The following is a 26,131-nucleotide window of genomic DNA, read 5'->3' as shown; positions in this document are numbered from 1 at the left end:
GCAAGTTATTTTAAGACTCATCAAATCATCCATGAGCACTAAGATAAAGGAAATCAAATACCCCCAAAAGAGATATTTTTTAAAGTGGCGTATTAGTTTTACTAATATCTATTTTTACCAACATGATCTTGAATACTCTTTTTAAATAACAACTTATTGATATTTTTTATTCCACAAGATTTATGGCAAGTTTGATTTATCGAAAATGAGCCTCTTCACCTTTATCTCATTCAAATTTTAAATAAGTTTAACTAATAGACTCAAACGACCTCATCGCACAGTGCTGTACATCCCTTCTTTCATCACTCCAGCAATCCCCCAATAAGCTTTTTAAAATCTAAGCCGCCACATTGTTTTAATAAGCATACATAGCTGTTTTAATAACCATTTTGTTTGAGCAGTTGTCTTCTTTGTTGGTATTGCTGTTGAATGGCTTGCTGCATTGCCGTTGAGATCGGTTCACCCTCTTGTTGTAACTTTTTGATATGGCTGATTCGATAAAATTCAGCTTGATTCAAACCATTGATCTTCTTCTGAGCCAGTTTGATCTGTTTTGGGAAATTGGGGAAAAATAGCTTAAAGTCTTCTGCTGTTTCGATGCCAGAATAGGCAAATGAACGCCATTCATTGGTCACAAGATTCCGCACAAAAATCGTATCATAGCGCACGTTCATCACATGCCCATCATATTTGAGTTTCTCAACTGTTGGGACGATGCACAGTTCGCCAACCTCTGCCATAAAATTGGCTTTTGGCTGCATATACTGGCTGTGTATCAAACGGTAGTTTCTACGATCCAACGTATAACGGGGTAAGACCTGTTTAACCATATCTTCAACTTGGGTTTTATCTTTCCACTCTCCGAATAAATACATTTGATCAGCATGTATGCCCTTAAATAAGGCCGAATAAGTAATTTGTTGAGTAAACCGAAGATAGCCTGCGATATCCTTTGTTTCGATGAAGTGCTTTTGATCAGCGAATTGTTGATTAAAAATATCATAGCTTTGTCTGCACATTAATGCTTCTGCTGCTGACGCAAAGCTGGGGAACACACTAGTAAATATCAGGGGGATTAATTTTTTCATCGCATTAAAAGTCAGTTGTCATCGGTCAATATGGTTATAAATATGAAAATCAATAAAACGTTAATTTTCATCAAGCGATCACTTAATAAATGGTGATAAACATAACATAAGTGCCATCAATAGTTAAATTAATCGCGTATTTTCAATCAAAATGCTTCTGCTTTAAACATAAAAAAAACGGCCAATGCATCGCATCAGCCGTTTGCTTTTCTAAGACCTATTGCTTAACACAGCATGCAGTCTAACAAGGACATTTTTTTAAACCACCACCCGCACTTGGATAACGTGCATCGACACAGTAGCGATAAAAAGTTTTGGCATCCATCGCTTCTAAATCAGGATGATGCTGCTGCATGTGATTTAAGTAAGTTTGATAGTCAGGCACACCCACCATCAATCTAAAACTTTGCTGTAAGCGTGTCCATAAAGTCGCAATCCGTGACCAATTCTTTGGTGAAAAAATCACTTTCTTTTGCGACATAATGGTCATCTTGATGATGTTGTACATCAAAGCTTTACCATTTTTAGCAAATTTCAGTTTCATTCAATATTCTCCTTAAGACTCATTACTTAAGACTGATTACCTAAAACGTATTACTTAAGATTTGCTGCCTAAGCTTGAATCTGGCTCATCGCTATAAATCGCTTCTGCTTCATGCACTGTTGGTGTTTTACTGGCCAAGGCACGACGAATCACCCCAATAGAAGCAAGAATCATCACCACAGCAACAATCATAAAGAAGCCACAAAGTACGGCATTGATTTGATTTGAAAGCACAATACTCTGCATTTCAGCGAAACTTTTTGCAGGTTTTAACAACTCACCACGTGCAATTGCATCGGCAAAACGATTGGACTGTGCCAAGAAACCAATCTTCGGATTTTCATGGAAGATTTTTTGCCAACCGGCCGTCATCGAAGTCACAAACAAGAAAATCGTTGGGATAATGGTGACCCAAACATATTTTTCTTTTTTCATCTTGAACAGAATAACCGTACCTAAAATCAATGCCATTGCTGCCAAGATTTGGTTACCAATGCCGAATAATGGCCATAAGCTATTGATTCCGCCAAGTGGATCGACCACCCCTTGATAAACAAAATAACCCCACGCGGCCACAGCCACTAAGGTCCCCAACATATTGCCCACAAATGATTTAGATGATTTCACCCCAGGAATCACAATGCCTACGGTGTCTTGCACCATAAAGCGACATGCACGGGTACCTGCATCAACAGCAGTCAAAATAAACAAGGCTTCAAATAAAATCGCAAAGTGATACCAGAACGACATCATTGAACGATCATTAAAGATTTCAGTAATAATATGCGCCATTCCAATGGCAAAGGTCGGTGCGCCACCCGTCCGCGATAAGATTGAGTTTTCCCCAACTTCTTGCGCCAGTAAACTTAAGGTTTCAGGGGTGACCACAAAGCCCAAGGTACGTACCGCTTCAGCAGCACTTTCAACGGTGGTCCCTAATAGTGCCGTTGGTGAGTTAATCGCAAAATAAATCCCTGGCTCCAGTACCGTGGCACAGATCATGGCCATGATGGCAACAAAGGACTCCATCAACATGCCGCCATAACCGATCACACGAATATCCGTTTCTTTGTCGACCAATTTCGGTGTGGTTCCTGAAGAGACCAAGGCATGGAAACCAGAAATTGCACCACAAGCAATGGTAATAAATAAGAATGGGAACATGGAACCTGAAAATACTGGACCACTGCCATCAATGAATGGCGTCACTGAAGGCATTTTCAACATTGGCATCGCGACGATAATACCCACCGCCAAGCCGGCAATTACCCCAATTTTCAAGAATGTAGATAGATAATCACGCGGTGCGAGTAGTAACCACACTGGCAATACAGAGGCAATAAAGCCATAGATGACCAAACACCAAGTGAGTTGTGTTCCTGTTAAAGTAAAGAACGGTCCCCAATAGGCATGCTGCGCAACGTCCCCACCATAAATAATCCCCGCCATCATCAATACAAAACCAATAATGGAGACTTCTGCGATTTTTCCTGGGCGAATATAACGCATATAAATGCCCATAAAAATTGCAATGGGAATAGTCGCAGCAATACTAAATACCCCCCACGGACTGTTGGTTAAGGCTTTTACCACCACCAAGGCCAAAACCGCCAAGATAATAACCATCACCCCAAGTGCACCCAGCATCACAATAATACCGGGTACCGTTCCGAGTTCTTGTTTTGCCATTTCACCGAGCGAACGGCCATCACGGCGCGTTGAAATAAACAACACTAAAAAGTCTTGGACAGCACCAGCTAGAACCACCCCAACCAATAACCAAATAGTCCCAGGGAGATAACCCATTTGTGCCGCTAAAATTGGACCGACCAACGGACCAGCACCGGCAATCGCTGCAAAGTGATGACCAAATAACACAGATCGATTGGTGGGTACATAATCTAGACCATCGGCTAAGCGATGTGCTGGGGTTAAACGTCTGGCGTTTAATTCAAAAACTTTGGTTGCAATAAAGAGACTATAAAATCGGTATGCAATGCTGTACACACAGATGGCTGCTAACACCAACCATACTGCATTGACATGCTCACCACGACTCACCGCAAGTATCCCAAAAGATACTGCACCAATTAATGCAACGATGCCCCAAATAAACTTGGACAGCGTTGTTGGTTTTTTTTGTATATTTTCCATTCACACCTCATCTATTATTTCTAAGTTCTTTGGTCTGTTCAAATGATGCCATTGTTTTTATTCAATACATGCCTGAATGACATACTTGGTTAATTACTCTATTCCCTGTAAAACAAATTTCCTCTTAGACTTTAGAATGAAAAAAGGGGATGATTTTCATCATCCCCTTCGATCATAGTCGATTTAATAACAGTTATGCACGTTCTAAATAATCGCCAGTACGGGTATCAACACGCACATTTTCTTCTTGCTGAACGAATAATGGAACACGTACCACAGCACCTGTTTCAAGCTTCGCTGGCTTACCACCACTACCAGAAGTATCACCACGTAGACCTGGGTCAGTTTCAACAACTTTCAATACCACAAAGTTAGGTGCATTGACGTTTAATGGAACGCCATTGAACAACATCACGTTGCAAAGTTCGTTCGAATCATCTTTCAACCATTTAGCTGCATCACCCATTGCAATTTTATCAGCTGCAATTTGTTCAAAGCTTACTGGATCCATAAAGTTCCATAGTTCGCCATCGTTGTATAAGTAGTTCATTTCTACTTCAACAATGTCAGCGCCTTCTAAAGACTCGCCTGATTTGAAGGTTTTTTCTAATACTTTACCGCTGCGAAGATTACGTAATTTTACGCGGTTAAAGGCTTGGCCCTTACCCGGTTTTACGTATTCGTTTTCCATGATTGAACATGGGTTGCCATCAAGCATGATCTTTAGGCCTTGCTTAAAGTCATTTGTAGAATAATAAGCCATGAATGGCACACTCCATCTTTAAAATTTAAATCAATAAATTCAATGAACTGCGCAACCTCATCAACAGGGTCGCCACAGTAAAAAAATTGTATCCGCGCAAAACGGAACGTGATAGGCAGTATTCTAAATGAGCAATACATCATGAAGCAACGGCAAAATGAAGATCACCGCCGTTAGCCGCAAAAAATTTTGGTAATTTTAGCGCTATTCTTAGCCAAGATGAATCATTTTAATTCACTTGGATGCATTATTACGTTGTAGTTGATCAGACTAAAGCCAGAAAGTCCGATCTGCTGGCTTCTCGGCTGTGGTGGTCAAGCAATTCGGTGATGAATTGTCTATAATCCACCGTTCATCTTTACTGTTTTATCTGTGGCATGACCAACTATTTATTTAAAACGCAAAATTGGCAAGCGCAAATGAGTGATCTCATCACTGACCCTGCTGAACTCCTCAATATTCTGCAACTTTCTCCAGCACAGTTACTGTCTGGGGCAATCTTAGCCAGTTCACAATTTAAGTTGCGTGTGCCACGAGCCTTCGTCGATAAAATGCGTGTCGGTGATCCACTCGACCCCCTACTGCTACAAGTCCTGCCACATCATTTAGAACTTGAACAACATGCGGGCTATGTCACAGATCCTCTCGGTGAAGAAGCTGCCAATCAATTGCCTGGCGTACTGCATAAATATAAATCGCGCTTTTTACTGACCTTAACTGGGGCTTGTGCGGTGCATTGTCGTTATTGTTTCCGTCGTCATTTTCCCTATCAGGCCAACTTGCCAAAGGAGAATGATTGGCTCGCCATGCAGCAGTACCTCCTAGACCACCCTGAAATCAATGAAGTGATCTTAAGTGGTGGTGATCCGCTGACCTTGTCAAATCGAAAGTTAGCATTGTGGTTTGAGCGCTTAGAATCCCTTCCACAAATTAAAACCCTGCGCATCCACTCTCGGGTACCCATTGTGATTCCACATCGTATTGATGATGAGTTTCTGCAACTGCTTGCAAATCGAAAATTTCAAATCGTCTTGGTGGTACACGCCAATCACGCCAATGAATTAGATGATTTTACCTGTGCCCAGTTAAAACGCGTGGCTGCCCAACAGATTTGGGTTTTCAATCAGGCCGTTATACTCAATAAAGTCAATGACTCCGCAGCATGCCTAGTTGATCTGAGTCAACGCCTGTTTCAAGCTCAAGTCATGCCATATTATTTACATGTACTGGATAAGGTACAGGGCGCACATCATTTTGATATGCAGCCAGAGAAAATTGATCTAATCTATCAAGAACTTCTCGCAAGTTTACCGGGCTATTTGGTGCCTAAATTGGTGAGAGAAATTGCGGGTGAAAACAACAAAACCCCACTTTATGGCACAAATACTTTTTAGAGCGTCATTAAACCATGGCTAACAAAGATCTTCCTGCATCGTTTCACACGCCAACAGTATTAAACCGAACATCATTAAGTTTTTGTGATACATCGGTCAAAGCACTAACCGTGTGGATGGGTACTTTGTCTTTGCACAAACTGGGAGATACTGCCGAAGCCTTGTTAAATGCGCTCAATGAATTGACTGAGCTCAAATGCAATGAAACTTTGCGCTACGATTTAATTCAAGTTTTACATCCGTTTATCGAACATGTACTGATCATCTTGGTCAATCATGCCCTGCAATTGAGTGCACCGTATTCGGATCGTAAAAACCAGCTGATTGAACTCTGCCTGCGTATTCGTATCCGTTTCATTCATCTCTATATGGATATGGTCTATCGTAGCCATCAACAACTCACTGACTTAAAGGGAGCATTTTTTAAATTTACATTAAAGCGTAGTTTAAAAAATGTTCGTCAGCTTTCCAGCTTTTATGCGTTACGACTGTTTTCCCGACTGTTGGTTCTACAGCAAAAAAACTATGATCATTGCTTAGTTGATCAATGGCTCAGCACCCATATGTTGTATCAACTCGCCTGTAAAAATGGTGAGCAACTGGTCAATATAAATCAATTACAAGGCAGTAATTACTCACTACAACATATACGCCATGTTTATGCACAAGCCTTACTTCTCAATATTTTATATACCTATCAAGTTCGTCCAGTTGAAACCGAAGCGTTATTTCATTGCACCGGTGAATGGGTCAATCTTGTGCAAGTTACTCAAGAAGAAACCTTGTCTTCACGCTATAGCATTGACACCAATCTAGACAGCCCCCCCATTTATAAACAGAAAAGACCACGCGATTCGAATGCCAATCTTTTTCTCTGCACCCAAGATTTACTTGAGCATATCAACAACACCATTCAATATAATTCAAATTCCATGTCCAAGATTGAAACGCAATACTTAACCCCAGCGTTGCAATTTCATATTCAAAATATCTTAGGCACCAACCATGCTGAACGTCGACATCAACGTTTTGAACATTCAGCACAGCTTGAAATCTGTTTTAGTGTGCAGGCGGCACACTATCATTTAACCCAAGCAAAACATACACCTGAGCAGCCAACACTGTTACTCCCCACCCTCGATCGTGAAACCATTCAAGTTCATATCACCAATGTGCTGGATATCAGTGCACAGGGTTATCGTATTCATTTTCCCAATGAACGACCAAAATTGCTCAATACAGGTGAGTTTATTCTACTTAAAGAACAAACAGATCAACATTGGAAAGCGGGTGTAATTCGTTGGGAAAAGAAGTATGTAATGAACAGCTATGCCTTTGGCGTGGAGGTTCTGGCCACACAATTACAAGCCTGCTATCTTCAATTTGCGAACCAAGCAACGAAGCAGTCTGCACAGAGTATCCCCAGTTTAATTTTATTTCAGCCATCCTTTGGTCGCAGTAATTTTTCTTTGATCCTTCCAAACCTTGCAGAATTTAATGCAGAGGCGCCACTCATTTTAAATCTGGCGGATCAATACTTCGAAATTCAGCTCACTAAAAAATTACTGATCACTGAAAGTGTACTGCAATTTAATTTTGCTTTAAGCGATCCTGAACAATACCGTTCCCTGCTTAATTTGTTGCAACACTAACAACTTTAAACTGAACCAAACGCGGATAAAGTAACGAGTGAGCCCAAAGACAACACAACAGGTGTTGTTCATCTGCGATCAGCCTAGCTATTTTCACACTGACCAAATGAGTCGTGTGAAACTTTGCTCAAGGATTAATCGTAGAACAATCTAAATGATGTTAAAAACCCTAGTCTTGTGATTAGGGTTTCCATAAAGTATTTAAGATATTGATTTATATTTTAATAAAAGCATGATTTCGCATAACGCGCATTATGTTATTTTCAGATAATCTTAATCTTTAGCGAACATAATCTTCAGTTGATATAACTTGAGCATATGCAAATTCAAAAGCGGCCATTAATGTTGCATGTACATGGCCAGCAGGTACTTTGACGCCATTAAATTCTAAGCCTAGCGTTGCACAAGCATCATGAATCACTTTTACCTTATAACCAAAATCAGAAGCAGCACGAACAGCAGCATCAACACACATATGGCTCATAGCACCGATCACGACGAGCTCAGTCACTTTATTGGTATCTAAAATTTCTTTGAGAGTAGTGTTTAAAAACGCGTTGATATTTTTTTTAATAACCACAGTTTCATCTGCTTGTGGCTTAACTATCTCCTGAAATTCAATACCGTTTGAGTTAGGTTCAAATATAGGAGATTCAGCATTCGCAATATGCTGGACATGAATCACCTGAGTACCTTCTTGACGAGCCTTAGCAATTACTTTTACTGCGTTAACAGCAGCTTGTTCAATATTTACCAATGGTAATTTACCTGTAGGTAGATATTCATTTTGTAAGTCGATAACTAATAAAACTGATTTTGACATATCTTTTCCTTTATTTAACTAATATTTGCTTTGTTCTGGCTTATGTTTTAAAGAAATGGAAGAATTCCACTTCTTTAAGCTACTTAAAATGAAAGGGTTTCACCATCAGCTGGAATCAGGACTTTATCTTGGATCCCAGTGTCTTTTACATATTCTGCAAGCTGAACACGTGTTACTGACATATGGTTAATTGCATCCATGTGGACAGCAACCACTTTAGCATTTGGTGCTTTCTGAGTTGCGCGATGTGTATCTTCTCTTCCCATAATAATAGATTCTTTAAAGCCATTAACCAAAGCGTTACCTGTATTTAATACAATCACATCTGGTTTAAATGATTGAATTGCTTGATCAACTTCAGGATGCCAAATGGTATCACCAGCCACATAAACCGTTTCATGACCATCAGCTTCAAATACCACACCCATTGCTTCACCTAATCCAGCTTTGAGTTTAGGAATACGATACATGGCATCAGTCCCGTGTTGACCACCAATTTTAGTCAGTTTAATGCCTTCAAACGTTGTTTGTGTTAATACACGAACATCTTTAAAACCTTGTAATTGGATGACTTTTTGGTCTTCTTTATTTTGGACAAACAAAGGTATATTTTTCGGAATAGCGGTTTGTGCTGCATCATCCCAATGATCTAAATGTGTATGGGTCACGATCACCGCATCTACATCTTCTAAAATCATTTCAGGCTTGACGGGTAAATCGACTAATGGATTACGTAAATAGCTACGATGAGTATCTGGAAAACCCTCATAGGACCCTTTTTTCGCAAACATTGGATCAATTAAAAAGGTCGTATCAGCATAGGTTACTTTAATCGTTGCATTGCGAATTTCTTGTATATGCGTAACTTTAGAGGTATCTCGCTGAACCATCTTATCATTCGCATATAAATTGACTGAAACCATTACTAGAGAGAGTGCAATAACGGAGCTACTTAAAATTTTATTCATGTTCCAGATCCAATCATTTAGTCATACTTGAATCATGAGAGAAATCATCAAACAAAAAAATTGTCCTTAAGGACAATCATCGAAACTATTGGGACAACATGCTATATTCATTATTTTAGAGAGGTAGGTTAAATGGCTATACCAATACCAGTGATTGGATTGTTCGTTTATCCAAATATAAATCCATTTCACTTCTCTATTCCCCACATTATCTTCAATATTAAAATTGAAGATAAACCTTTATTTGACCTTAAAATTTTTTCTATAGATGGCCAACCCGTAAAAACAGAACAATCTATACTGATTATCCCTGATGCTGGAATCGAACTTATTAAAGAGTCGGATCTCATTATTATTCCGGGATGGGATGATTTTAATCACAAGCCTGAACAAGTACTTATTGATTCTCTAAATTGGGCATATCAGACTAAAATTAGAATCGTAGGGTTATGCTATGGAACTTATGCATTGGCATATGCTGGTTTACTTGACCATAAAAAAGCAGCTACGCACTGGATGGCTGAACAAGATTTCAGTGAGCGATTTCCACAGGTTCAGCTTGATCGTGATGCCCTGTATGTAGAAGATCAAAGAATTGTCACCTCTGCTGGAACAGGCGCAGCGTTAGACTGCTGTCTGTACTTGGTACGTGAAATCTATAATGCAAAAATTGCGAATAAAGTTTCTAGAGTAATGGTCATACCACCTCATCGTGAAGGTGGACAAGCTCAATTTATTGAACAGCCAGTAGCAGAATCGAGCCAAGATGCACAAATTAATCTGTTACTTGATTTTTTAAGAAAAAATTTAGCTATACAACATACGATTGAAGGCCTAGCTAAACGGACATATATGACACGTAGAACGTTCACACGGCATTTTAAGAAAGCTACAGGTATGACGTTAGTCGATTGGCTGAATACTGAAAGAATTAGATTAAGCTGCGAACTCTTAGAAATGACAAACTTGTCTATCGAAAAGATAACCGAGCTTTCAGGTTTTAATAATACCGTGTCATTTAGAAAAAATTTTCGTGAAAAATATGGCACAAGCCCTCAAGCATGGAGAAAATCTTTTGGGATCAAAAATGACGATAATCAACCCCACCTAACATAAAAGGTGTTATGCGAAAATAACAGTGAGAACTCCACTTAAAGTATCTATATTCTCACCAATAAAAGCGCGCGTTAGACCATGATTATGTTTCAATTGCACCATGATTGATGCTTCAGTAAGTGAAATTCAATATAGGAATTACAAGCAAACCTTCGAACAAATGCACAAAGACAAAATACGCAGGCACAAAAAAACGGGCAAATGCCCGTTTCTTTTTACGCTGTGGATTAGTCGCGTTTGATAGAACGTGACATACCAGCAAAACGTTGTTTGAACTTGTCGATACGACCGCCAGTGTCCACATTCTTTTGTTTACCAGTATAGAATGGGTGGCATGCAGAACATACGTCTAGGTAAATGGTTTCTTTACCAATTGCAGAACGGGTTTCAATCACGTTACCACATGAACAAGTTGCAACAAGTGTTTCGTATTTTGGGTGAATATCGGCGCGCATGGTCGATTAACTCCTAATGAAGAAAGGTTCAGCTGTCATCGCAATTGATCACTCTCGACTCTTTAAGTAACACTTATTCAAGTCAAGGAACGCCAACTCAAAGAACATGTTCATAGAATCAGCAGATCAACACCACAACAGACCATTTCTCTTGGCCCACCGAGACATTCGTGTCAGGGCAAAGCACAACAAGTGGGCAAGATTATACGCCAACTAAATCGTGAATGCGAGTTAATACTTCACCGAATCTTCGGGCTGTTGTGCAAGTTGCTCTTCTGCTTGCTCCTGCTGACGCGCCCAGTGATTGGCAATAATACCGCACACCATCAGTTGAATTTGGTGGAAAATCATAATCGGTAGCACGATCATGCCCAAAGGTTGGCCTGCAAATAAAATTTGTGCCATCGGTACGCCACTGGCCAAGGTTTTCTTTGAACCACAGAAAAACACCGTGATTTGATCAGCTTTATTGAAGCCACACCATTTGGGTATATACAGCGACAATAGCATGATAATGGTGAGTAGAACTGAACATGCAATAGTCAAATACAGCAAAGTCAGCCCACTGACTTGATGCCATAAACCAGCGACAACAGCACCACTAAAAGCACCATATACCACCAATAAAATTGTGCCCTGATCAAAGTTTCGTACAATGCTTGGAGCTTTCTGCATCAATGGAAAAACGTATGGGCGCAGTACTTGACCTGCAATAAATGGCACCAACAGCAATAAGGTAATTTCAATAATTGATGAAGTCGGATCATAATTATGTTTTGACTGACCAAAGATAAAGAAACTAACCAAGACTGGGGTAATAAACATACCGACTAAGTTGGAAAAGGAAGCACTACATACTGCTGCTGCGACATTACCACGCGCAACTGAGGTAAAGGCAATTGAAGACTGCACGGTTGATGGCAAAAAGCACATAAACAGAAAGCCCCAATACAATTGCTGTCCTAACATCGGCTCAAGAATCGGCTTCGCCAACAGGCCTAACAATGGAAAGAGTGCAAAGGTAATTGCAAAAACCAAGGTATGCAATTTCCAGTGTAAAACCCCCTCTACAATCGCCTGACGCGATAGCTTCGCCCCATGTAAAAAGAACAGTATTGCGATCGCAATATTGGTCACAACCGAAAAAATACTCGCGGCTTGACCATGTACTGGCAAGAATGTTGCCAAAGCCACCATAATAAACAGTGAGATGGTAAAACGATCGAGCGCTAAGAGTTTTAACATGATTACATCCTGTATTTGTTATAGCGATAAAAAAGCTTAGCAAGATATTTTTATCGTTTGATAAACTTGTATCTTACTAAGCTTGATAGATAAAGCTATTTCTTGAACAAAATGTTCAATATTTATTTACTACACACTTCATTAAATCAATTACTTGCGTGCATTTTGGTCTTGTTGAATCAGTTCAACCTTATAACCATCCGGATCTTCAACGAAAGCAATCACTGTCACGCCAGCCTTCATTGGCCCTGCTTCACGAACCACTTTACCACCGCGCGCCTTAATTTCTTCACAGGCAGCATAGGCATCATCAACCCCAATCGCGATATGTCCATAGGCATTCCCAAGCTCATAGCTGCTGGTGTCCCAGTTATGGGTAAGCTCTAGAACGGTATGGTTCTGTTCTTCGCCATAGCCCACAAAAGCCAAGGTAAAACGCCCTTCAGGATAATCATTTTTACGAAGTAAGGTCATACCAAGCACCTCAGTATAGAACGCCAAAGACTGTTCTAAGTTGCCTACACGCAACATGGTATGCAGCATACGCATATTATTCACCTCTCGTTGATGTCGTATTTGAATGTGCTTTTAACAATCGTGCTACCCAAACCACTAAAATCAAAATTGGAATACCAATCAAAGTGGTCATAAAAAAGAACTTCGGATAGCCAATATTCGTCACAATTGTTCCCGAATATCCGCCCAAAATCTTAGGTGTCAGTGTCATTAATGAACTGAAAATCGCATATTGTACCGCAGTAAATGACACACTGGTCAGACTCGACAAAAATGCAATAAATGCAGCACCCGCAAAACCAGAAGCCAAATTGTCTAGAATAATCGCAAAATACAGCCAAAGTGAGCTGTAAGCTTTAATCACTTTACCTTGAATTTCTACAGGCCCTGCGGCATCGAAAGCAACAGCGGTCAGTGGCTGTACATCAATCGAGATTTTATCCTGCTGGGTTTGATTGGTGACTTGATAATTTAACGCCAATTTTTCTGCAGCACCCTTTAAAACAGGATCAGTAACACTCAAAGTTAATTGCTTATGTTTGGCTTTGGCTAAAGCCTCACCATTAATTGCAGCACTAAAGCCACCTTGGTCATCTACTTTTGCAGGATATTTTTTCTGATCAAGCACAAACTCAATACTTTGATCTTTATTTATTTTTGCTAAATCAACACCATTCAACTGCCCCTTCACCACCACACTTTGTTTTAAATCAGCAGTAGAAAGCTGCTGATTGGGTGTGATTGGCAACAGTAAAATCTGTGCCTGTCTGCTTTGCTTTAAATAGGGCAAGACCGTACTAAATTTAGAAGCACTATCATCTTTAAACTGTGTTGTCACCTCAACTTGATTGGACTGTAAGAGCACCTCGCGATCCACATTCAGTTTAAAATACCCAACCTCATCTGGTGCAACCTGATAGGTTTTTGAGCCAATTTGAACCTGTACGTCAGACAAGGGTTGTCCTGACTTAACCAATCCAATAAAAATTAAGTTGGTGGAGCTGGCCAAAATTGCACCGACAAACATCAGCTTCATAATGTTCATGCGTTGCGCCAACAACCCACCCAAAAAGCCGCCCATCAAGGTAAAAACGACCCCATAAACTTTAACGGCTTCAGCGATTTGTTCTTTGCTAAAGTTTAAATCTTGATAGAACACATTTGAAATCACACCCGCGATAATATCGGAAATGCGATAGAAACCAATTAATAAGAGTAAAACCAATGCAAGCTTGGCGCCATAGCGTTTAAAGAAATCCGCAATAGGGCTAACCCAAGTTTCATAGGCCATCTGCTGATTTACAACACCTTTTTTCACCAGAAGAAAAGCAACGAGAACAGCCAATGCACCAGCACTGATAAAACGAATGGCTTCAAAGATAAACTTTAAGAAGCTGTCCTTGATATTTAAACTTGCCTGAATGGCATCAAATAGATCTGCAGAATAAACATAATAAATAATAAAGCTCAGTAGCGCTGAGATAAACACCAGAATCAGGCGATAATAATCTGTGCGTTTATATTCTTTATAAATGCGATCAACTTGTGGTTCACGAATAGACAATGTGGTGATAATTCCCACCAGCATGACCCCAGCCATCGCTAAATAAGTATATTGCCACGCTTCGTAAATATAGTTGCCTTTGGCCGTTCCTAAATACGCCGCCAGAAATAAGGCACCCGCGCCCGCAGTGATCATGCCAATACGGTAACCCGCATTATAGGTTGATGCCAAAATCGTCTGCATTTCAGTTTCGGCCAACTCAATACGATAAGCATCAATCACAATATCTTGGGTTGCACCGGAGAAACCAAGCAATACGGCACCCATCGCCATTTGCACAATAGACCAATTTTCTATATGAATTGGAATATGTAGGCCAGCAAAACTTAAAATATAATTAATCGGTTGTTTTAAGGCTGGATTGGTAAATGCCATAATACAAATCGCGCAGATAATCATGCACTGTGCAATGAATAGCCATGCTCGACGACGACCTAATTTTTTCGTTAAATATGGCACAGGCAACTCATCCACCAGTGGTGCCCAAATAAACTTAAAAGAATAGCCAAGCGCTGCCCAACTAAAAAATGTCACCGCACTTTTATCAATGCCTGCCTCGCCAAGCCACAAAGATAGGCTCGAAAATATAAGTAGAATCGGTACCCCAGCAGAAAATCCGAGGAAGAGCATAATCAGGGCACGGCGATCTAAAAATGCCTTAAAGGCAGATGCCCAACTTGAACGTTGCGTTGTCATTGGCTTGTTATTTTCGTCACAAATTAAATAGTGCTATTCAACCTTTTAATCCACAGAGATTCAATGTTTTTATGCATTGATTGCGCTCAATCCTAGTGAAATCACAATTATTCCGCATGCATTGCTTGAATTTTTTGCTTAAACCTGTATACCTTTAACTTTTCAACCGTACTTTAGTTTTGGATTTCACCTGTGGCCCAGAAACACGATCAAATTAACTCAGATACTCTTGCGACCACCATAACAACATCGCTGCCTATTCATGAAAATTTATTACCAAGCGTCTTTGAGCAGCCAATTATCCACAGTACTTTAACTCAAACAGCACTGAAAGCAGCTCAACTGACGCATACACCCGCTTTTGATTCGATTCCAAGTTCGACACGTCGTTTAAAACCACTGAATAATTTTTTAGGGCAAGACCGTGCCCGCGCTTCAGTTGAAGCCGGTATTGCACTGCCCTACTCAGGCTATAATATTTTTGCAGTCGGGACTGCTGGCCTAGGTAAGCGCACCATGATCAAGCGCTTGCTACAACAACATGCCAAGAATATGCCGACGCCAGATGACTGGGCCTATGTTTATAATTTTAAAAATGCCCGCCAACCCATCGCACTGCGCTTTCCTGCTGGTCAAGCCAATAAGTTCCAAGCCCAACTGGATCAAACTTGGCAAACCATCGTAAAGCAACTGGAACGACGCTTTAGTGCCGAAACCTATCACAATCACATTGAACGCATTCGACTGGTTACAGGCAAAGAACAGCAACTGGCCTTAATTGAACTCACCAAAGAAGGTGAAGATCTCGATTTAAAATTAATTAGCCAAGACAATGAGCACTGCTTTGTGCCAATTCATTACAAAGATGAAAAGGTACAGGAAATTTCTCAAGAAGAAATCAATGCCTTAACCACCAAAGAACGTGCCGACATTGCCTCTAAAATCCGTTACATGGATAAAAAACTGGAACGTCTCGGTTCGCAATTGGGGCATTTAGAAGAAGATGCGCGTGATCAAGTTTCAGAACTAAATCGTGATATCGCCAAACAAGTGGTGATACCGCGTACCGATGCGATTCTCAGCAAGTTTGAAGATGTCAAAGGCCTAGAGCAATACTTACGTCACTATGCCAATGATATTATCGACAATGTTGAGTTGATCTTAGATCAAAATGAAGAAGAATATTCATCTAACCTTTTCAACCGTGTTCCTTCACGTTATCAAAGTAATGTGGTGGTCAGTAACCGTGCTAACTCGGGTGCACCGGTCATCTTCGATGACTTCCCAACCCATTACAATTTACTCGGTCATGTCGAGCAATTCACACACAATGGCACCATCACCACTGATTTCACTCTCATTCGACCGGGAGCATTGCACCGTTCGAATGGTGGTTTCCTCATTTTAGAAGCAGAGCAACTACTGGAACAGCCCTATGCATGGCAAGGCTTAAAACGCGCCTTGAAATCAGGTCAGTTAAAACTGTCGTCTTTAGAGCATATGCTGACTTTGACGGGCAGTATTTCAATTGAGCCTGAAGCCATTCCACTACAAATGAAAGTGGTGCTGTTGGCTGAACCTGAAATTTACTATGAAATTTTAGAGCTTGAACCTGAGCTTGGCAGTGTATTTAAAATCCGTGCCGATTTTACCGATACCTTGCAACGCAATGAAGACAACGAACAAGCCTATATGCAGTTGATTGCCGATTATGTGCAACAAGATAAGTTGTTGCCCTTTGATCGCTCTGCATTGGCAGCCCTGCTCACCGATTCAAGCCGTCAAGCCGAAGACCAAAGCTCATTGTCCCTACATGCATTGACGCTAGGTGATTTAATTCGTGAATCACATCACCATGCTGCACAGACTGGGCAGAAAATGGTTTCGGCAGAGCATATCAATACCGCACTTAAACATCGCCAATATCGCTTAGGCTATTTACGTGAGCTGTATTGGCAAGATCTGTCGCGTGGTACGCAATTGATTGAAACCCGTGGTCATCGCCTTGGTCAGATTAATGCACTCTCGGTCATTCAATATGCCGATGTCGAATTTGGCCTGCCTTCGCGCTTGACCGCCTCAGTCTATCAAGGTGGTGGGGATATCCTCGATATCGAGCGCAGTGTCGAACTGGGTGGCTCTCTACATGCCAAAGGCGTGTTGTTGATGTCTAGCTTCCTAAAAGCCCATTTTGGCCGCGCACAGATCTTACATTTCTCTGCTGCACTTGCCTTTGAGCAAAGTTATGGTCAAGTCGATGGTGATAGTGCGACGGTGGCTGAGCTTTCAGCGCTTATTTCAGCAATTAGCCAACTGCCGATTGATCAGTCTTGGGCGATAACCGGTTCAATGAACCAATTGGGTCAAGTACAGCCCATTGGTGGCGTCAATGCAAAAATTGAAGGCTTCTTTGATGCTTGTAAATTGCAAGGACTGACTGCCAAGCAAGGTGTGATTATTCCACGGCAAAACATGCAACATTTGATGCTACGTCAAGATGTGATTGATGCTGTCGAAGCTGGACAGTTCCACATTCAAGCAGTTAACACCATTGATCAAGCCCTTGAAATTTTAATGGCCCGCCCTGTCGGCAACCTCGACAAAAAAGGTCGTTATTGCAAAGGTTCAATCTATGCTGCGGTAATGGCGCAACTCGAATATTGGCAAGCGATCGAAGACGGGGCACAACTCGAAATCGTTCCGAAAAAGAAAAAGAAGAAAAAATCCAAAGCCGAGAAAGCAGCCAAAGCAGAAAAGGCGGCAAAGTCAGAAAAAACAGAGAAATCTGAAAAAACTGAAACGTCAGATCCAGTTGTTGTCGATATCCCTGCCGAAAAAACTGAGATTGTGGCCAAGCCTAAACGAAGCAGAAAACCCAGCAGTCCTGCGCCTGAAAAAAGTGAAGTGCCAGATCCAGTTGCTGTCGACACCCCTGCCGAAAAAGCGGCAGCAGGAATCAAGCCTAAACGGAGCAGAAAACCCAGCAGTCCTGCGGTTGAAAGTACGCCAACGACCTCAGGCTGAGTGAGACCACTCAAGCTCCCCCCTTGCAGCATAGCGGGTTAATCTTTGAAAAAAGAGGGGGGAATGCTTGCAGCGCAACACTTAGCATATGCCCTCCTTCATGAGAAAAAAGTCTAGCGATCAGCAATAAATATACTTATTTCTTGATGTCCAGACACAAAAAAACGAGCGATATGATCGCTCGTTTTTTTTCAGTCTCGTTTAGCGTTTTCGCCGTGCGTAGACTTAAGCCTCTGGTGCAGGGCTATACTGTTCGATCAGGCTTTTCAGTTCACCATTTTGGAACATCTCAAGCATAATATCGCTACCACCGATCAATTCAGCATTAATCCACAATTGTGGAAAAGTTGGCCAATTAGCGATTTGCGGTAACATCGTACGAATATCTTGGTTTTCTAAAATATTAACATAAGCAAAAGGACGACCAATTTGACTCAGTGCTTCTACCGCACGCGCAGAAAAACCGCATTGTGGAAACTGTGGGGTACCCTTCATATAAAGCAGTACGGCATGTTTAGCAATTTGGTCACGAATTAACGCTTCAGTATCACGTGCTTGTTCAGTCATTGATCAATCCTCAACTATTCTAAGCTGCATTATACCCAAAATGAATCAAAACAGTATCTCTAAAGCAATAATTCCATTTATATTTCGCTTTAGGCTTTAAATTTGCTGCCATTTTTGCTTATATAAAGTTTCACATTTAACCTTACAGATAAGAGCTCATTATGAACGACCTTCATCTCGCCCCTGTTCAACCTGATCAACCTTCTCATTTGATGCCAGTCTTTGGCCGTCAGCCGATCAGCTTTGTCCGAGGCCGAGGCTCTTATTTATATAGCGACACAGGTGTTGAATACCTCGATGCATTAACAGGCATTGCGGTTTGTGGACTGGGTCATGCGCACCCTGTCTTGGCTGAAGCCATTGCTGAGCAAGCTGCCGCACTCATCCACACCAGTAATCTCTATGAGATTCCTTGGCAAACTGCAGCAGCACAAAAACTGGCTGCTGTGTCGGGTATGCAAGAGATTTTCTTCGCCAATAGTGGTGCTGAAGCCAACGAAGGTGCGATTAAAGTTGCACGTAAATACGGTCACCAGCAAGGGATTACTGTCCCTAAAATTATTGTGGCTGAAGGCTCATTCCACGGCCGTACCCTTGCAACCCTTTCTGCAACAGGCAACGCAAAAGTACAAGAAGGCTTTGGCCCCTTGGTTGAAGGCTTTATTCGTGTACCTTTTGGTGATATTGCTGCGATCCAAGAAGCAGCCTTACAACATCCAGATATTGTTGCGATTTTACTTGAGCCTATTCAAGGCGAAGGTGGGATCAATACCGCACCACAAGGCTTTTCTTATTTAGAAGAAGTACGTGATTTATGTAATCAACATCAATGGTTAATGATGCTTGATGAGATCCAAACCGGTAATGGTCGTACAGGTCAGTACTTTGCATATCAGCATACCTCAGCCGTGCCTGATGTGCTGACCACTGCCAAAGGCCTTGGTAACGGCTTCCCGATCGGTGCTGTTATGACCCAAGGACGTGGTGCGGGCATTTTAACTGCGGGTAACCATGGTTCAACCTATAGTGGTACGACCCTCGGCTCACGTATTGTGTATACCGTGATTGATTTGATTGAAAAAGAAAATATTGTTGAAAATGCTGCAAAAATTGGCAATTACTTGGTCGAACAACTCCGTACTCAATTGGCGGAGCAAAAAGTTATTGTGCGCGGCTTTGGCATGATGATCGGCATTGAGTTACCTAAAAACTGTGCTGAATTAGTCGATATCACGCGTGATCAAAAGCACTTACTGATTAATGTCACGGCGGGTAATGTGGTTCGTCTACTGCCTGCACTGAACATGGATCAACAACAAGCCGATGATTTACTACAACGCTTAGTGCCTGCGATTCGTGAGTTTCTCGCTTAAGCGTTTGATTATGCCGGCTAGCCTGATTTATGCAGGCTGGCGCGGTGCGTTGATCTGCTTTTTCGCATGTTCATTTCTGTCTGATTCTATAAATAGATAAAATAGAAAAGCCGCTTATTGCGGCTTTTCTATTTTATCTTAATCTACCCCAACATACTGAGATTAAGATACTTCTTGATAAACTCGGCCACCAGGAAGCTGGCTAAAGTATTGTTTTAATGCATCAAGGCAACGCTGAATTTTCATTGGTGCTGCTTCTCTTTTTAACGTCATTGCCGTCAATAAGAATGCAGGCAAGCGCCATTCAGGTAAAACCTCAACCAACGCCCCACTCATTAAATCTTTTTGTACATCTAAATAGAGCAGTCGCGCGATTCCGTGTCCATTTTGGCATAAAGACTTCGCCACAAAAACGTTATTGGTTTCAATACGATTGGTCATATCTAAGAATACAGCTTCTTTGGTTGCTGCATGTTGAAATGATAAATGCTGATAATTCTTCATGCTATTGATTGGAATTAAATCATGATTAATCAAATCTTCTGGGCGAGAAATAGGCATACTTTGATTGAGATAGCTTGGTGATGCGACCAAAACCTGATCGACTTTTGCCAAAACCATTGAATTAAGTTCAGCTGACTCTTCGATTTTCGCGCACATCCGTATCGCGATATCTATTTTTTCCTCAATCAGATCAACAAATTTATTATCTGCCTCAAAGTGAACTTTGAGGCCACGGTGCGCTGACATCCAATGTGATAACGCAGGCGCAACATGTACAGCGCCCAATTCTGGTGTAGTTGAAATCCGTAGATCACCGACTAAATCATCACGCAATTCATTGATTCGGATTTTTCCACGTTCAGCAGCAGCGAGCATTTCCTGACAGCTATGAAAAAAAGCTTGTCCAACTTCAGTCAAACTTAAACGTCGTGTAGAACGGTGTAGAAGTGTGACTTCCATTTCCTGTTCTAAAGAACGTACCTGTTGGCTCACAGCACTTGTGGTGATTCCAAGTTCACGGGCAGCGCCACTAAACGAACTTTTCTCAACAACACAAGCGAAAACACCCATTGCTCGAAGTTGATCTAACATAAATTTCCCTCTAAAACCATGAAATGCTTCAAACATTTTCATAGAAGCAACTCATTGTATTATACGAATTAATTTATGCTTTGCGTTGAAAATATTTATTTAGTTGGCAATAAATTTGTAGGATTGATAGGTTTGCCATCTAAACGCATCTGAAATTCGAGCATAACACGATTTGTTCCACTAGAGCCCATTTCAGCAATCTTTTTACCAGCAGTGACGTTGTCACCACTTTTTACCAGCATTTTGCTGTTATGCGCATAGGCCGTGATGTAGCCCCCCGCGTGTTTGATCAAGACCAAGTTGCCATATTCTTTTAAGCCATCTGCGGCATAAACCACTTGCCCATTTGCAGATGCATAGACTGGATCGCCTTGATTACCACCGTATTGAATCCCTTTAATATTGTTCGCCAAATTAAAGTTAGCAATCACTGGACCCGTACTCGGACGTAACCAACCTGAGTTGGTTTGGGCATTCACAGGAACCACTGGTTTTACCGTTGCAGGCACGGTATTCGGTTGATTTTTTGGCAAGGTAATTTGTTGACGTTGAATCTGGTTGTCAGTTGTGTTAAGTGGTTTTGTGGCAACCGTTGTCGGCTGATTATAACTATTCCCCGATTTTTTTAGACGAATTGATTGGCTCACATAAATGACATAGGGCGCAGAGATTCCATTCATTTCCGCCACGCTGATATAGTTCAAACCATAACGTGTTGCAATACCACTTAGCGTATCCCCAGCACGAACGGTATAAAAATCAGGTGCGTTCATCGCACGCGTCTGCGTATTCATTTGAGGTTTGGATGCACATCCTGTTATTGCTAATGTTGCTGTTACCGCAGTGGTCAATAAAATTGTATTAATCAAGACCTTCGGTAAGCCAAAAACATGCTGCGTTCGAGCCAAAAGCATGGGTTCCCCTCTCTTACATTCATAAAATAAAAATTCAATTGACGTTAAGGTTAGCAAAAATGCATGCTATTTCCTCGTTTTAGCGCACATTTTCACAAACATATAACACTCATGTCCTGCAACGCTTCATATTTACACGGCTCAGGTTCAATTTGCATGAAACTGACGTGCCAAAGTGGTTAAAACCTCGTAATTTGTAGCATCCATTTGGATCGGTGTAATACTGATACAACCATTTGCAATTGCGAAAAAATCAGATTGCAAGTTTTGCTGACTTTTTTTCGGATCGGTTACAGCTTCGCCTGCCAAACCAATCCAATACACCTGACGACCACGTGGATCAACATGACTGGTAATTGGCTTCGACTGTAGACGACGGCCTTGATAGGTCAGTTGCACCCCTTGGATCTGCTCAACATCTGGAATATTAATATTTAAAATATGACGTGGTGGCACTTGTGGTAAACCACTGCGAATAAAATCATGTACCCATTGCGCAGCTTGTGCATAATCCGCAGGATGTTCGTAAGTCCGCACATTGGGGCCAGCCAAAGAAACCGCAATCGCTGGATGTTTCATTAAACGTCCTTCAAATGCTGCCCCCACTGTCCCCGAATACAAAACATCGTCACCTAAGTTTGCACCGCTGTTAATTCCACTGACTACCAGGTCAAATTCAAAATCGAACATGCCATTCATGGACAAATACACACAGTCTGCTGGTGTGCCATTTACAGACCAAATATCTGGTGCAATTTGAATGGGACGTAACGGCCGATCTAAAGTCAAAGCACTCGAATAGCCACTGCGCTCACTTTCAGGCGCGACCACAACCACTCGCCCAAGCGGCTTAAGTGCTTCGGCCAACGCTTGAATACCCGGTGCAAAAACACCATCATCATTTGCAATTAAAATATTCACTTGATCTACTCGATTTTATTGACTGTTTATTTAAACGCGCTCCCACATTTTTCGCATTTTAAAATAACTCAGCTGAGCATTGATGCAGAGAAAGTGATGCAGGTTCACCCAATATCCACACATCATAACGCAAGTTTTGCCGACACCACCGCCATTTGGTCATAAAAAATGCAATCCCACAGCGCGCATGCGCTATAAAATTGTTTGTTTTTAAAAAATTATTCAATATTCAGGGCAAAACCTACATCAACGATACATTTCCGGCATTACTTTCTAATAAGAATTGTTTAATCTAAACAAATCATTTAGTTAAGTTAGGCTATATCTATGATGTCTTTGAAACTCAAGCACTCAAAATTGAGCAATATTTTAACTGTTGCTTTATTTAGTACTTCAACATTATTTATTTCAAGTGCTTATGCAGCAAGTGACAGCAGCGAAAAACAGGATGAGAATATCGAGGTCACTCAACAAAATGTGACTCAGGAAGAATTAGCTGCGATTTATGTACTTTCTGAAATCTGCCCAAAACTGATTGATAAAGGACAAGACTTTGCCAAAGGTTATGGCTTACTTGTCAAAGACTATTTACCAGAAACTAAAAATCCAGTTGCTGCGCTCAAAAGTATAAGCCTGCAAGCCAAATTTGAACCTGCACTTTTAGAAGCACGTGAAGATGCAAAAAAAGCTGGCGATCAGGCAAATCTTGCGATTTGTCAAAATGTTATCAACTATCAGGCGTATAAATAAGTTAGTTACAATTCGTTAGCGATATGCCGATCTCCTTCGTAGAAGTCGGCTCAGCTTTCACCTAAAATGCAAAGCCTATTACACCCATAAAAGTTATCGGAATTACAGAGAATGATCCATAAATGTGCCATTGCTGCAGCAATACTATTACCAAGCTTTAGCTATGCAGCAACTGTTTTAACGACACCGCCAGAACTGAACAATAAGTCTTATGTTTTAATGGACTATGAAACAGGACAAATCCTCGCTTCAAAAAATGAAAATGAAAAACTTGCACCAGCGTCAATGACGAAAATGATGACAAGTTATATTATTGAACAAAAATTATTGAAGGGTGAACTCACCGAAGCAGAAAAAGTTCGTATGAATGAATCTGCTTGGTGCCGTGGGAGCAGCACCGAATCATGTATGTATGTGCCACTAAATGGAACTGCAAGCGTACTCGAAATGCTACGCGGCATTATTATTCAATCGGGTAATGATGCATCGAAGGCCATGGCGGAGCATATTGCCGGCAATGAGGGTGCATTTGCCTACAGCATGAACCAAGAAGCAAAACGTATAGGCTTAACCAATACCCACTTTATTAACTCAACCGGTATGCCAGCTGAAGGCCATTACTCAACGGCCAAAGATATGGCATTGTTGGCACAGCATATTATTCGTGACAGCTCAAAATACTATCCGATTTACTCTGAAAAAGAATTTAGCTTCAATGGGATCAAACAAGGCAACCGTAATGCCTTACTGTATACCGACCCAAGTGTAGATGGTTTAAAAACCGGTCATACCGAAGAAGCCGGTTATTGCTTAACCACTTCTGCGAAACGTGGTCCGATGCGTCTGATTTCGGTGATTTTTGGTGCGCCAACAATCCAAGCACGCGCAACTCAAACTCGTGAATTATTGGCTTGGGGCTATTCAAACTTTGAAACCGTCGCAGTACAACCGGGCAAACAAGTGTTGAGCAGTCCTAAAGTTTGGTTTGGTACCGAAGATAGCGTTAAAGTCGGCTTAGCTGAAGCCTTTAATGTCACCTTGCCACGCGGTCAGGCCAATGAAATTAAAACCCAAATTTCAGTACAACCCAATTTAAATGCACCACTTAAACAAGGTCAAGTGGTCGGTAAAATGATCGCAACCTTAGATGGTAAAGTGATTGCTGAAAAACCATTGGTTGCCTTAAATGCCGTTGAAGAGGCGGGTTTCTTCTCGCGCATGATTGACCATATCAAATTGTTTTTTAGTAACTTATTTTAAGCTCTGAGCCTTAGATTGCCATGCAACGCAATTTTCGATATTGAGCATTAAACATTTGAGCCCCAACATAAAGCATCCGTATTGAATTATACGGATGCTTTTCTCTTTGCTGTCTAGCCAGCGCTTGTCGCGCCATTTTCGCCCTGAGATCTTTTACATGAAAAAAAATATTCGTCCGTATTTAGCGCATCGTCCCCAAATTGATTCCACTTGCTATATTGACGACCTCTCCGTAGTCATTGGTGAGGTCGCACTGGCTGAAAATGTTTCAGTCTGGCCGTTTGCAGTGATCCGTGGCGATGTAAACAGTATTACAATCGGCAAAAACAGCAATGTGCAGGATCACTGTATGCTGCATGTGAGCCATAAAAATGCCAGTAAGCCAAATGGCTCACCTTTAATTATCGGTGAGGATGTCACCATTGGGCATCATGTCACCTTACATGGCTGCCATCTCGGTGATCGTATTTTGATTGGTATTAATACCGTGATTTTAGATGATGTGATTGTCGAAAATGATGTCATGATTGGGGCTGGCAGTTTAGTGCCACCACGTAAGCGTTTGGAAAGTGGATATTTATATGTTGGCAGCCCGGTCAAAAAAATACGCCCACTGACAGCCGAAGAAATTGCCTTTCTGCCTTATTCAGCACAAAACTATGTCAAAGTTGCCCAGCAATATCTGCAAAGTTAAATTTGTGAAACATAGCCAAAAACAGTTAAGTTTTGTAGAATAGCGCTTTTATCCCATGGTGCTTGTGAATGACCGCTTGGAAACCCCATGTGACAGTCGCAACTGTCGTTGAAAAAAATGGTAAATTTCTCTTTGTTGAGGAATATACCAAAGGTGTTACGCATGCTGTATTCAATCAACCTGCGGGTCATGTCGAGTGTGCTGAAACACTGATCCAAGCTGCTGTGCGCGAAACCATGGAAGAAACGGGTTATGCAGTGAAGATCACTGCATTGCTTGGGATTTATACCTATACCCCACCCATGTTTCCAGATCGTACCTATTATCGCTTCTGTTTTCTTGCCGAACCGATACAGCATCACCACGATGCACAACTCGATACCGATATTATTGGGATCAGCTGGATGGACTTAGAAGAATTACAAGCCAGTGCGCGTGCGCGTAGTCCCTTGGTGATCAAAGCCATTCAAGATGCTTTAAGTGGACAACGTTATCCACTCTCGCTCATCTATGAGCACCACAACCTCCCGTTTACCTCTCAATTGGATGCTTAAT

At 41.3% G+C, this 26,131-nt stretch carries 22 protein-coding genes and 1 pseudogene; 9 read left to right on the top strand and 14 right to left on the bottom strand.

Annotated elements, in window-relative coordinates; translation table 11 throughout:
- Window positions 1–377 precede the first annotated feature (377 nt).
- The 4 genes from FD716_RS06695 to efp all read right to left on the bottom strand — a co-directional run bounded on the left by FD716_RS06695 (window position 378) and on the right by efp (window position 4,549).
- A complete protein-coding gene (locus tag FD716_RS06695) occupies window positions 378–1,088 on the bottom strand; it encodes a hypothetical protein (protein ID WP_139851565.1) in 711 nt (236 codons plus the stop codon).
- A gap of 241 nt (window positions 1,089–1,329) precedes the next feature.
- Window positions 1,330–1,632: a YbdD/YjiX family protein gene (locus FD716_RS06690; protein ID WP_139851564.1), complete on the bottom strand. Its 303-nt coding sequence runs from the start codon at window positions 1,630–1,632 to the stop codon at window positions 1,330–1,332.
- Between the two features lie 54 nt (window positions 1,633–1,686).
- Window positions 1,687–3,786, bottom strand: coding sequence for a carbon starvation CstA family protein (locus FD716_RS06685; protein WP_139851563.1), 2,100 nt, complete (start codon window positions 3,784–3,786; stop codon window positions 1,687–1,689).
- A 193-nt stretch (window positions 3,787–3,979) separates the two neighbouring features.
- On the bottom strand, window positions 3,980–4,549 hold the full coding sequence (gene efp / locus FD716_RS06680) for an elongation factor P (RefSeq protein ID WP_139851562.1): 570 nt from the start codon (window positions 4,547–4,549) through the stop codon (window positions 3,980–3,982).
- Between the two features lie 377 nt (window positions 4,550–4,926).
- Between efp and epmB the strand changes: the two genes are divergently transcribed.
- Together epmB and FD716_RS06670 are read left to right on the top strand one after the other, a co-directional pair.
- Window positions 4,927–5,943: an EF-P beta-lysylation protein EpmB gene (gene epmB, locus FD716_RS06675; protein WP_139851561.1), complete on the top strand. Its 1,017-nt coding sequence runs from the start codon at window positions 4,927–4,929 to the stop codon at window positions 5,941–5,943.
- A gap of 14 nt (window positions 5,944–5,957) precedes the next feature.
- Window positions 5,958–7,595 (top strand): GTPase, encoded by a 1,638-nt coding sequence (locus tag FD716_RS06670; protein ID WP_139851560.1) that lies wholly within the window; start codon window positions 5,958–5,960, stop codon window positions 7,593–7,595.
- A gap of 280 nt (window positions 7,596–7,875) precedes the next feature.
- Here the strand turns inward: FD716_RS06670 and FD716_RS06665 are convergent, their stop codons facing one another.
- Window positions 7,876–8,418 carry a cysteine hydrolase family protein gene (locus tag FD716_RS06665; RefSeq protein WP_139851559.1) on the bottom strand — a complete coding sequence of 181 codons (543 nt, stop codon included), beginning with the start codon at window positions 8,416–8,418 and terminating at the stop codon, window positions 7,876–7,878.
- A gap of 83 nt (window positions 8,419–8,501) precedes the next feature.
- Complete coding sequence (locus FD716_RS06660) at window positions 8,502–9,386, bottom strand: MBL fold metallo-hydrolase (protein WP_139851558.1); 885 nt, start codon at window positions 9,384–9,386, stop codon at window positions 8,502–8,504.
- 138 nt (window positions 9,387–9,524) lie between these two features.
- Between FD716_RS06660 and FD716_RS06655 the strand changes: the two genes are divergently transcribed.
- Entirely contained in the window at window positions 9,525–10,502 is a 978-nt protein-coding gene (locus tag FD716_RS06655; RefSeq protein ID WP_139853631.1) for a GlxA family transcriptional regulator, read from the top strand.
- A gap of 227 nt (window positions 10,503–10,729) precedes the next feature.
- Here FD716_RS06655 and rpmE read toward each other — a convergent pair whose 3' ends face one another.
- The 4 genes from rpmE to FD716_RS06635 form a co-directional block, all read right to left on the bottom strand.
- A complete protein-coding gene (gene rpmE, locus FD716_RS06650; protein WP_139851557.1) occupies window positions 10,730–10,957 on the bottom strand; it encodes a 50S ribosomal protein L31 in 228 nt (75 codons plus the stop codon).
- A 231-nt stretch (window positions 10,958–11,188) separates the two neighbouring features.
- The gene (locus FD716_RS06645) at window positions 11,189–12,202 is read right to left on the bottom strand and encodes a bile acid:sodium symporter family protein (protein WP_139851556.1); all 1,014 of its coding nucleotides are present in this window, start codon (window positions 12,200–12,202) and stop codon (window positions 11,189–11,191) included.
- A 150-nt stretch (window positions 12,203–12,352) separates the two neighbouring features.
- The gene (gene gloA, locus FD716_RS06640) at window positions 12,353–12,751 is read right to left on the bottom strand and encodes a lactoylglutathione lyase (RefSeq protein ID WP_215895454.1); all 399 of its coding nucleotides are present in this window, start codon (window positions 12,749–12,751) and stop codon (window positions 12,353–12,355) included.
- Between the two features lies 1 nt (window position 12,752).
- Window positions 12,753–14,978, bottom strand: coding sequence for an AmpG family muropeptide MFS transporter (locus FD716_RS06635; RefSeq protein ID WP_139851554.1), 2,226 nt, complete (start codon window positions 14,976–14,978; stop codon window positions 12,753–12,755).
- 192 nt (window positions 14,979–15,170) lie between these two features.
- Here FD716_RS06635 and FD716_RS06630 point away from each other — a divergent pair.
- A pseudogene (locus FD716_RS06630) lies at window positions 15,171–17,712 on the top strand (Lon protease family protein); the annotation flags it as partial.
- A gap of 515 nt (window positions 17,713–18,227) precedes the next feature.
- Here FD716_RS06630 and grxD read toward each other — a convergent pair.
- Entirely contained in the window at window positions 18,228–18,569 is a 342-nt protein-coding gene (gene grxD, locus FD716_RS06625) for a Grx4 family monothiol glutaredoxin (RefSeq protein ID WP_139851552.1), read from the bottom strand.
- 161 nt (window positions 18,570–18,730) lie between these two features.
- On the opposite strand from grxD, the gene FD716_RS06620 reads away from it, so the two are divergent.
- A complete protein-coding gene (locus FD716_RS06620; RefSeq protein WP_139851551.1) occupies window positions 18,731–19,942 on the top strand; it encodes an aspartate aminotransferase family protein in 1,212 nt (403 codons plus the stop codon).
- Window positions 19,943–20,104: 162 nt separating this feature from the next.
- On the opposite strand, the gene FD716_RS06615 is transcribed toward FD716_RS06620, so the two are convergent.
- The 3 genes from FD716_RS06615 to surE form a co-directional block, all read right to left on the bottom strand.
- A complete protein-coding gene (locus tag FD716_RS06615; protein WP_139853630.1) occupies window positions 20,105–21,037 on the bottom strand; it encodes a LysR family transcriptional regulator in 933 nt (310 codons plus the stop codon).
- 95 nt (window positions 21,038–21,132) lie between these two features.
- A complete protein-coding gene (locus FD716_RS06610; protein ID WP_139851550.1) occupies window positions 21,133–21,951 on the bottom strand; it encodes a peptidoglycan DD-metalloendopeptidase family protein in 819 nt (272 codons plus the stop codon).
- 147 nt (window positions 21,952–22,098) lie between these two features.
- Window positions 22,099–22,872 carry a 5'/3'-nucleotidase SurE gene (surE, locus tag FD716_RS06605; protein ID WP_139851549.1) on the bottom strand — a complete coding sequence of 258 codons (774 nt, stop codon included), beginning with the start codon at window positions 22,870–22,872 and terminating at the stop codon, window positions 22,099–22,101.
- A 330-nt stretch (window positions 22,873–23,202) separates the two neighbouring features.
- On the opposite strand from surE, the gene FD716_RS06600 reads away from it, so the two are divergent.
- The 4 genes from FD716_RS06600 to FD716_RS06585 all read left to right on the top strand — a co-directional run bounded on the left by FD716_RS06600 (window position 23,203) and on the right by FD716_RS06585 (window position 26,130).
- Window positions 23,203–23,622 (top strand): MCR_0457 family protein, encoded by a 420-nt coding sequence (locus tag FD716_RS06600; RefSeq protein ID WP_139853629.1) that lies wholly within the window; start codon window positions 23,203–23,205, stop codon window positions 23,620–23,622.
- Between the two features lie 111 nt (window positions 23,623–23,733).
- A complete protein-coding gene (gene dacC, locus FD716_RS06595; RefSeq protein ID WP_139851548.1) occupies window positions 23,734–24,882 on the top strand; it encodes a D-alanyl-D-alanine carboxypeptidase PBP5/6 in 1,149 nt (382 codons plus the stop codon).
- A gap of 157 nt (window positions 24,883–25,039) precedes the next feature.
- On the top strand, window positions 25,040–25,576 hold the full coding sequence (locus tag FD716_RS06590; RefSeq protein WP_139851547.1) for a gamma carbonic anhydrase family protein: 537 nt from the start codon (window positions 25,040–25,042) through the stop codon (window positions 25,574–25,576).
- A 68-nt stretch (window positions 25,577–25,644) separates the two neighbouring features.
- The gene (locus tag FD716_RS06585) at window positions 25,645–26,130 is read left to right on the top strand and encodes an NUDIX hydrolase (protein WP_139851546.1); all 486 of its coding nucleotides are present in this window, start codon (window positions 25,645–25,647) and stop codon (window positions 26,128–26,130) included.
- Window position 26,131 lies beyond the last annotated feature (1 nt).

The organism is Acinetobacter pullicarnis (genome assembly GCF_006352475.1).
In the GTDB taxonomy this organism is placed as follows: Bacteria; Pseudomonadota; Gammaproteobacteria; order Pseudomonadales; family Moraxellaceae; genus Acinetobacter; species Acinetobacter pullicarnis.
The sequence above is the reverse complement of the archived record's forward strand: the minus strand, read 5'-3'. Positions and strand labels throughout refer to the sequence as shown.

What these genes read in the sequence shown, in the direction of transcription:
- FD716_RS06695 (WP_139851565.1), bottom strand. Translation starts at nt 1,088, where the DNA reads ATGAAAAAATTAATCCCCCTGATATTTACTAGTGTGTTCCCCAGCTTT.
- FD716_RS06690 (WP_139851564.1), bottom strand. Translation starts at nt 1,632, where the DNA reads ATGAAACTGAAATTTGCTAAAAATGGTAAAGCTTTGATGTACAACATC.
- FD716_RS06685 (WP_139851563.1), bottom strand. Translation starts at nt 3,786, where the DNA reads ATGGAAAATATACAAAAAAAACCAACAACGCTGTCCAAGTTTATTTGG.
- efp (WP_139851562.1), bottom strand. Translation starts at nt 4,549, where the DNA reads ATGGCTTATTATTCTACAAATGACTTTAAGCAAGGCCTAAAGATCATG.
- epmB (WP_139851561.1), top strand. Translation starts at nt 4,927, where the DNA reads ATGACCAACTATTTATTTAAAACGCAAAATTGGCAAGCGCAAATGAGT.
- FD716_RS06670 (WP_139851560.1), top strand. Translation starts at nt 5,958, where the DNA reads ATGGCTAACAAAGATCTTCCTGCATCGTTTCACACGCCAACAGTATTA.
- FD716_RS06665 (WP_139851559.1), bottom strand. Translation starts at nt 8,418, where the DNA reads ATGTCAAAATCAGTTTTATTAGTTATCGACTTACAAAATGAATATCTA.
- FD716_RS06660 (WP_139851558.1), bottom strand. Translation starts at nt 9,386, where the DNA reads ATGAATAAAATTTTAAGTAGCTCCGTTATTGCACTCTCTCTAGTAATG.
- rpmE (WP_139851557.1), bottom strand. Translation starts at nt 10,957, where the DNA reads ATGCGCGCCGATATTCACCCAAAATACGAAACACTTGTTGCAACTTGT.
- FD716_RS06645 (WP_139851556.1), bottom strand. Translation starts at nt 12,202, where the DNA reads ATGTTAAAACTCTTAGCGCTCGATCGTTTTACCATCTCACTGTTTATT.
- gloA (WP_215895454.1), bottom strand. Translation starts at nt 12,751, where the DNA reads ATGCGTATGCTGCATACCATGTTGCGTGTAGGCAACTTAGAACAGTCT.
- FD716_RS06635 (WP_139851554.1), bottom strand. Translation starts at nt 14,978, where the DNA reads ATGACAACGCAACGTTCAAGTTGGGCATCTGCCTTTAAGGCATTTTTA.
- grxD (WP_139851552.1), bottom strand. Translation starts at nt 18,569, where the DNA reads ATGACTGAACAAGCACGTGATACTGAAGCGTTAATTCGTGACCAAATT.
- FD716_RS06620 (WP_139851551.1), top strand. Translation starts at nt 18,731, where the DNA reads ATGAACGACCTTCATCTCGCCCCTGTTCAACCTGATCAACCTTCTCAT.
- FD716_RS06615 (WP_139853630.1), bottom strand. Translation starts at nt 21,037, where the DNA reads ATGTTAGATCAACTTCGAGCAATGGGTGTTTTCGCTTGTGTTGTTGAG.
- FD716_RS06610 (WP_139851550.1), bottom strand. Translation starts at nt 21,951, where the DNA reads ATGCTTTTGGCTCGAACGCAGCATGTTTTTGGCTTACCGAAGGTCTTG.
- FD716_RS06600 (WP_139853629.1), top strand. Translation starts at nt 23,203, where the DNA reads ATGTCTTTGAAACTCAAGCACTCAAAATTGAGCAATATTTTAACTGTT.
- dacC (WP_139851548.1), top strand. Translation starts at nt 23,734, where the DNA reads ATGATCCATAAATGTGCCATTGCTGCAGCAATACTATTACCAAGCTTT.
- FD716_RS06590 (WP_139851547.1), top strand. Translation starts at nt 25,040, where the DNA reads ATGAAAAAAAATATTCGTCCGTATTTAGCGCATCGTCCCCAAATTGAT.
- FD716_RS06585 (WP_139851546.1), top strand. Translation starts at nt 25,645, where the DNA reads ATGACCGCTTGGAAACCCCATGTGACAGTCGCAACTGTCGTTGAAAAA.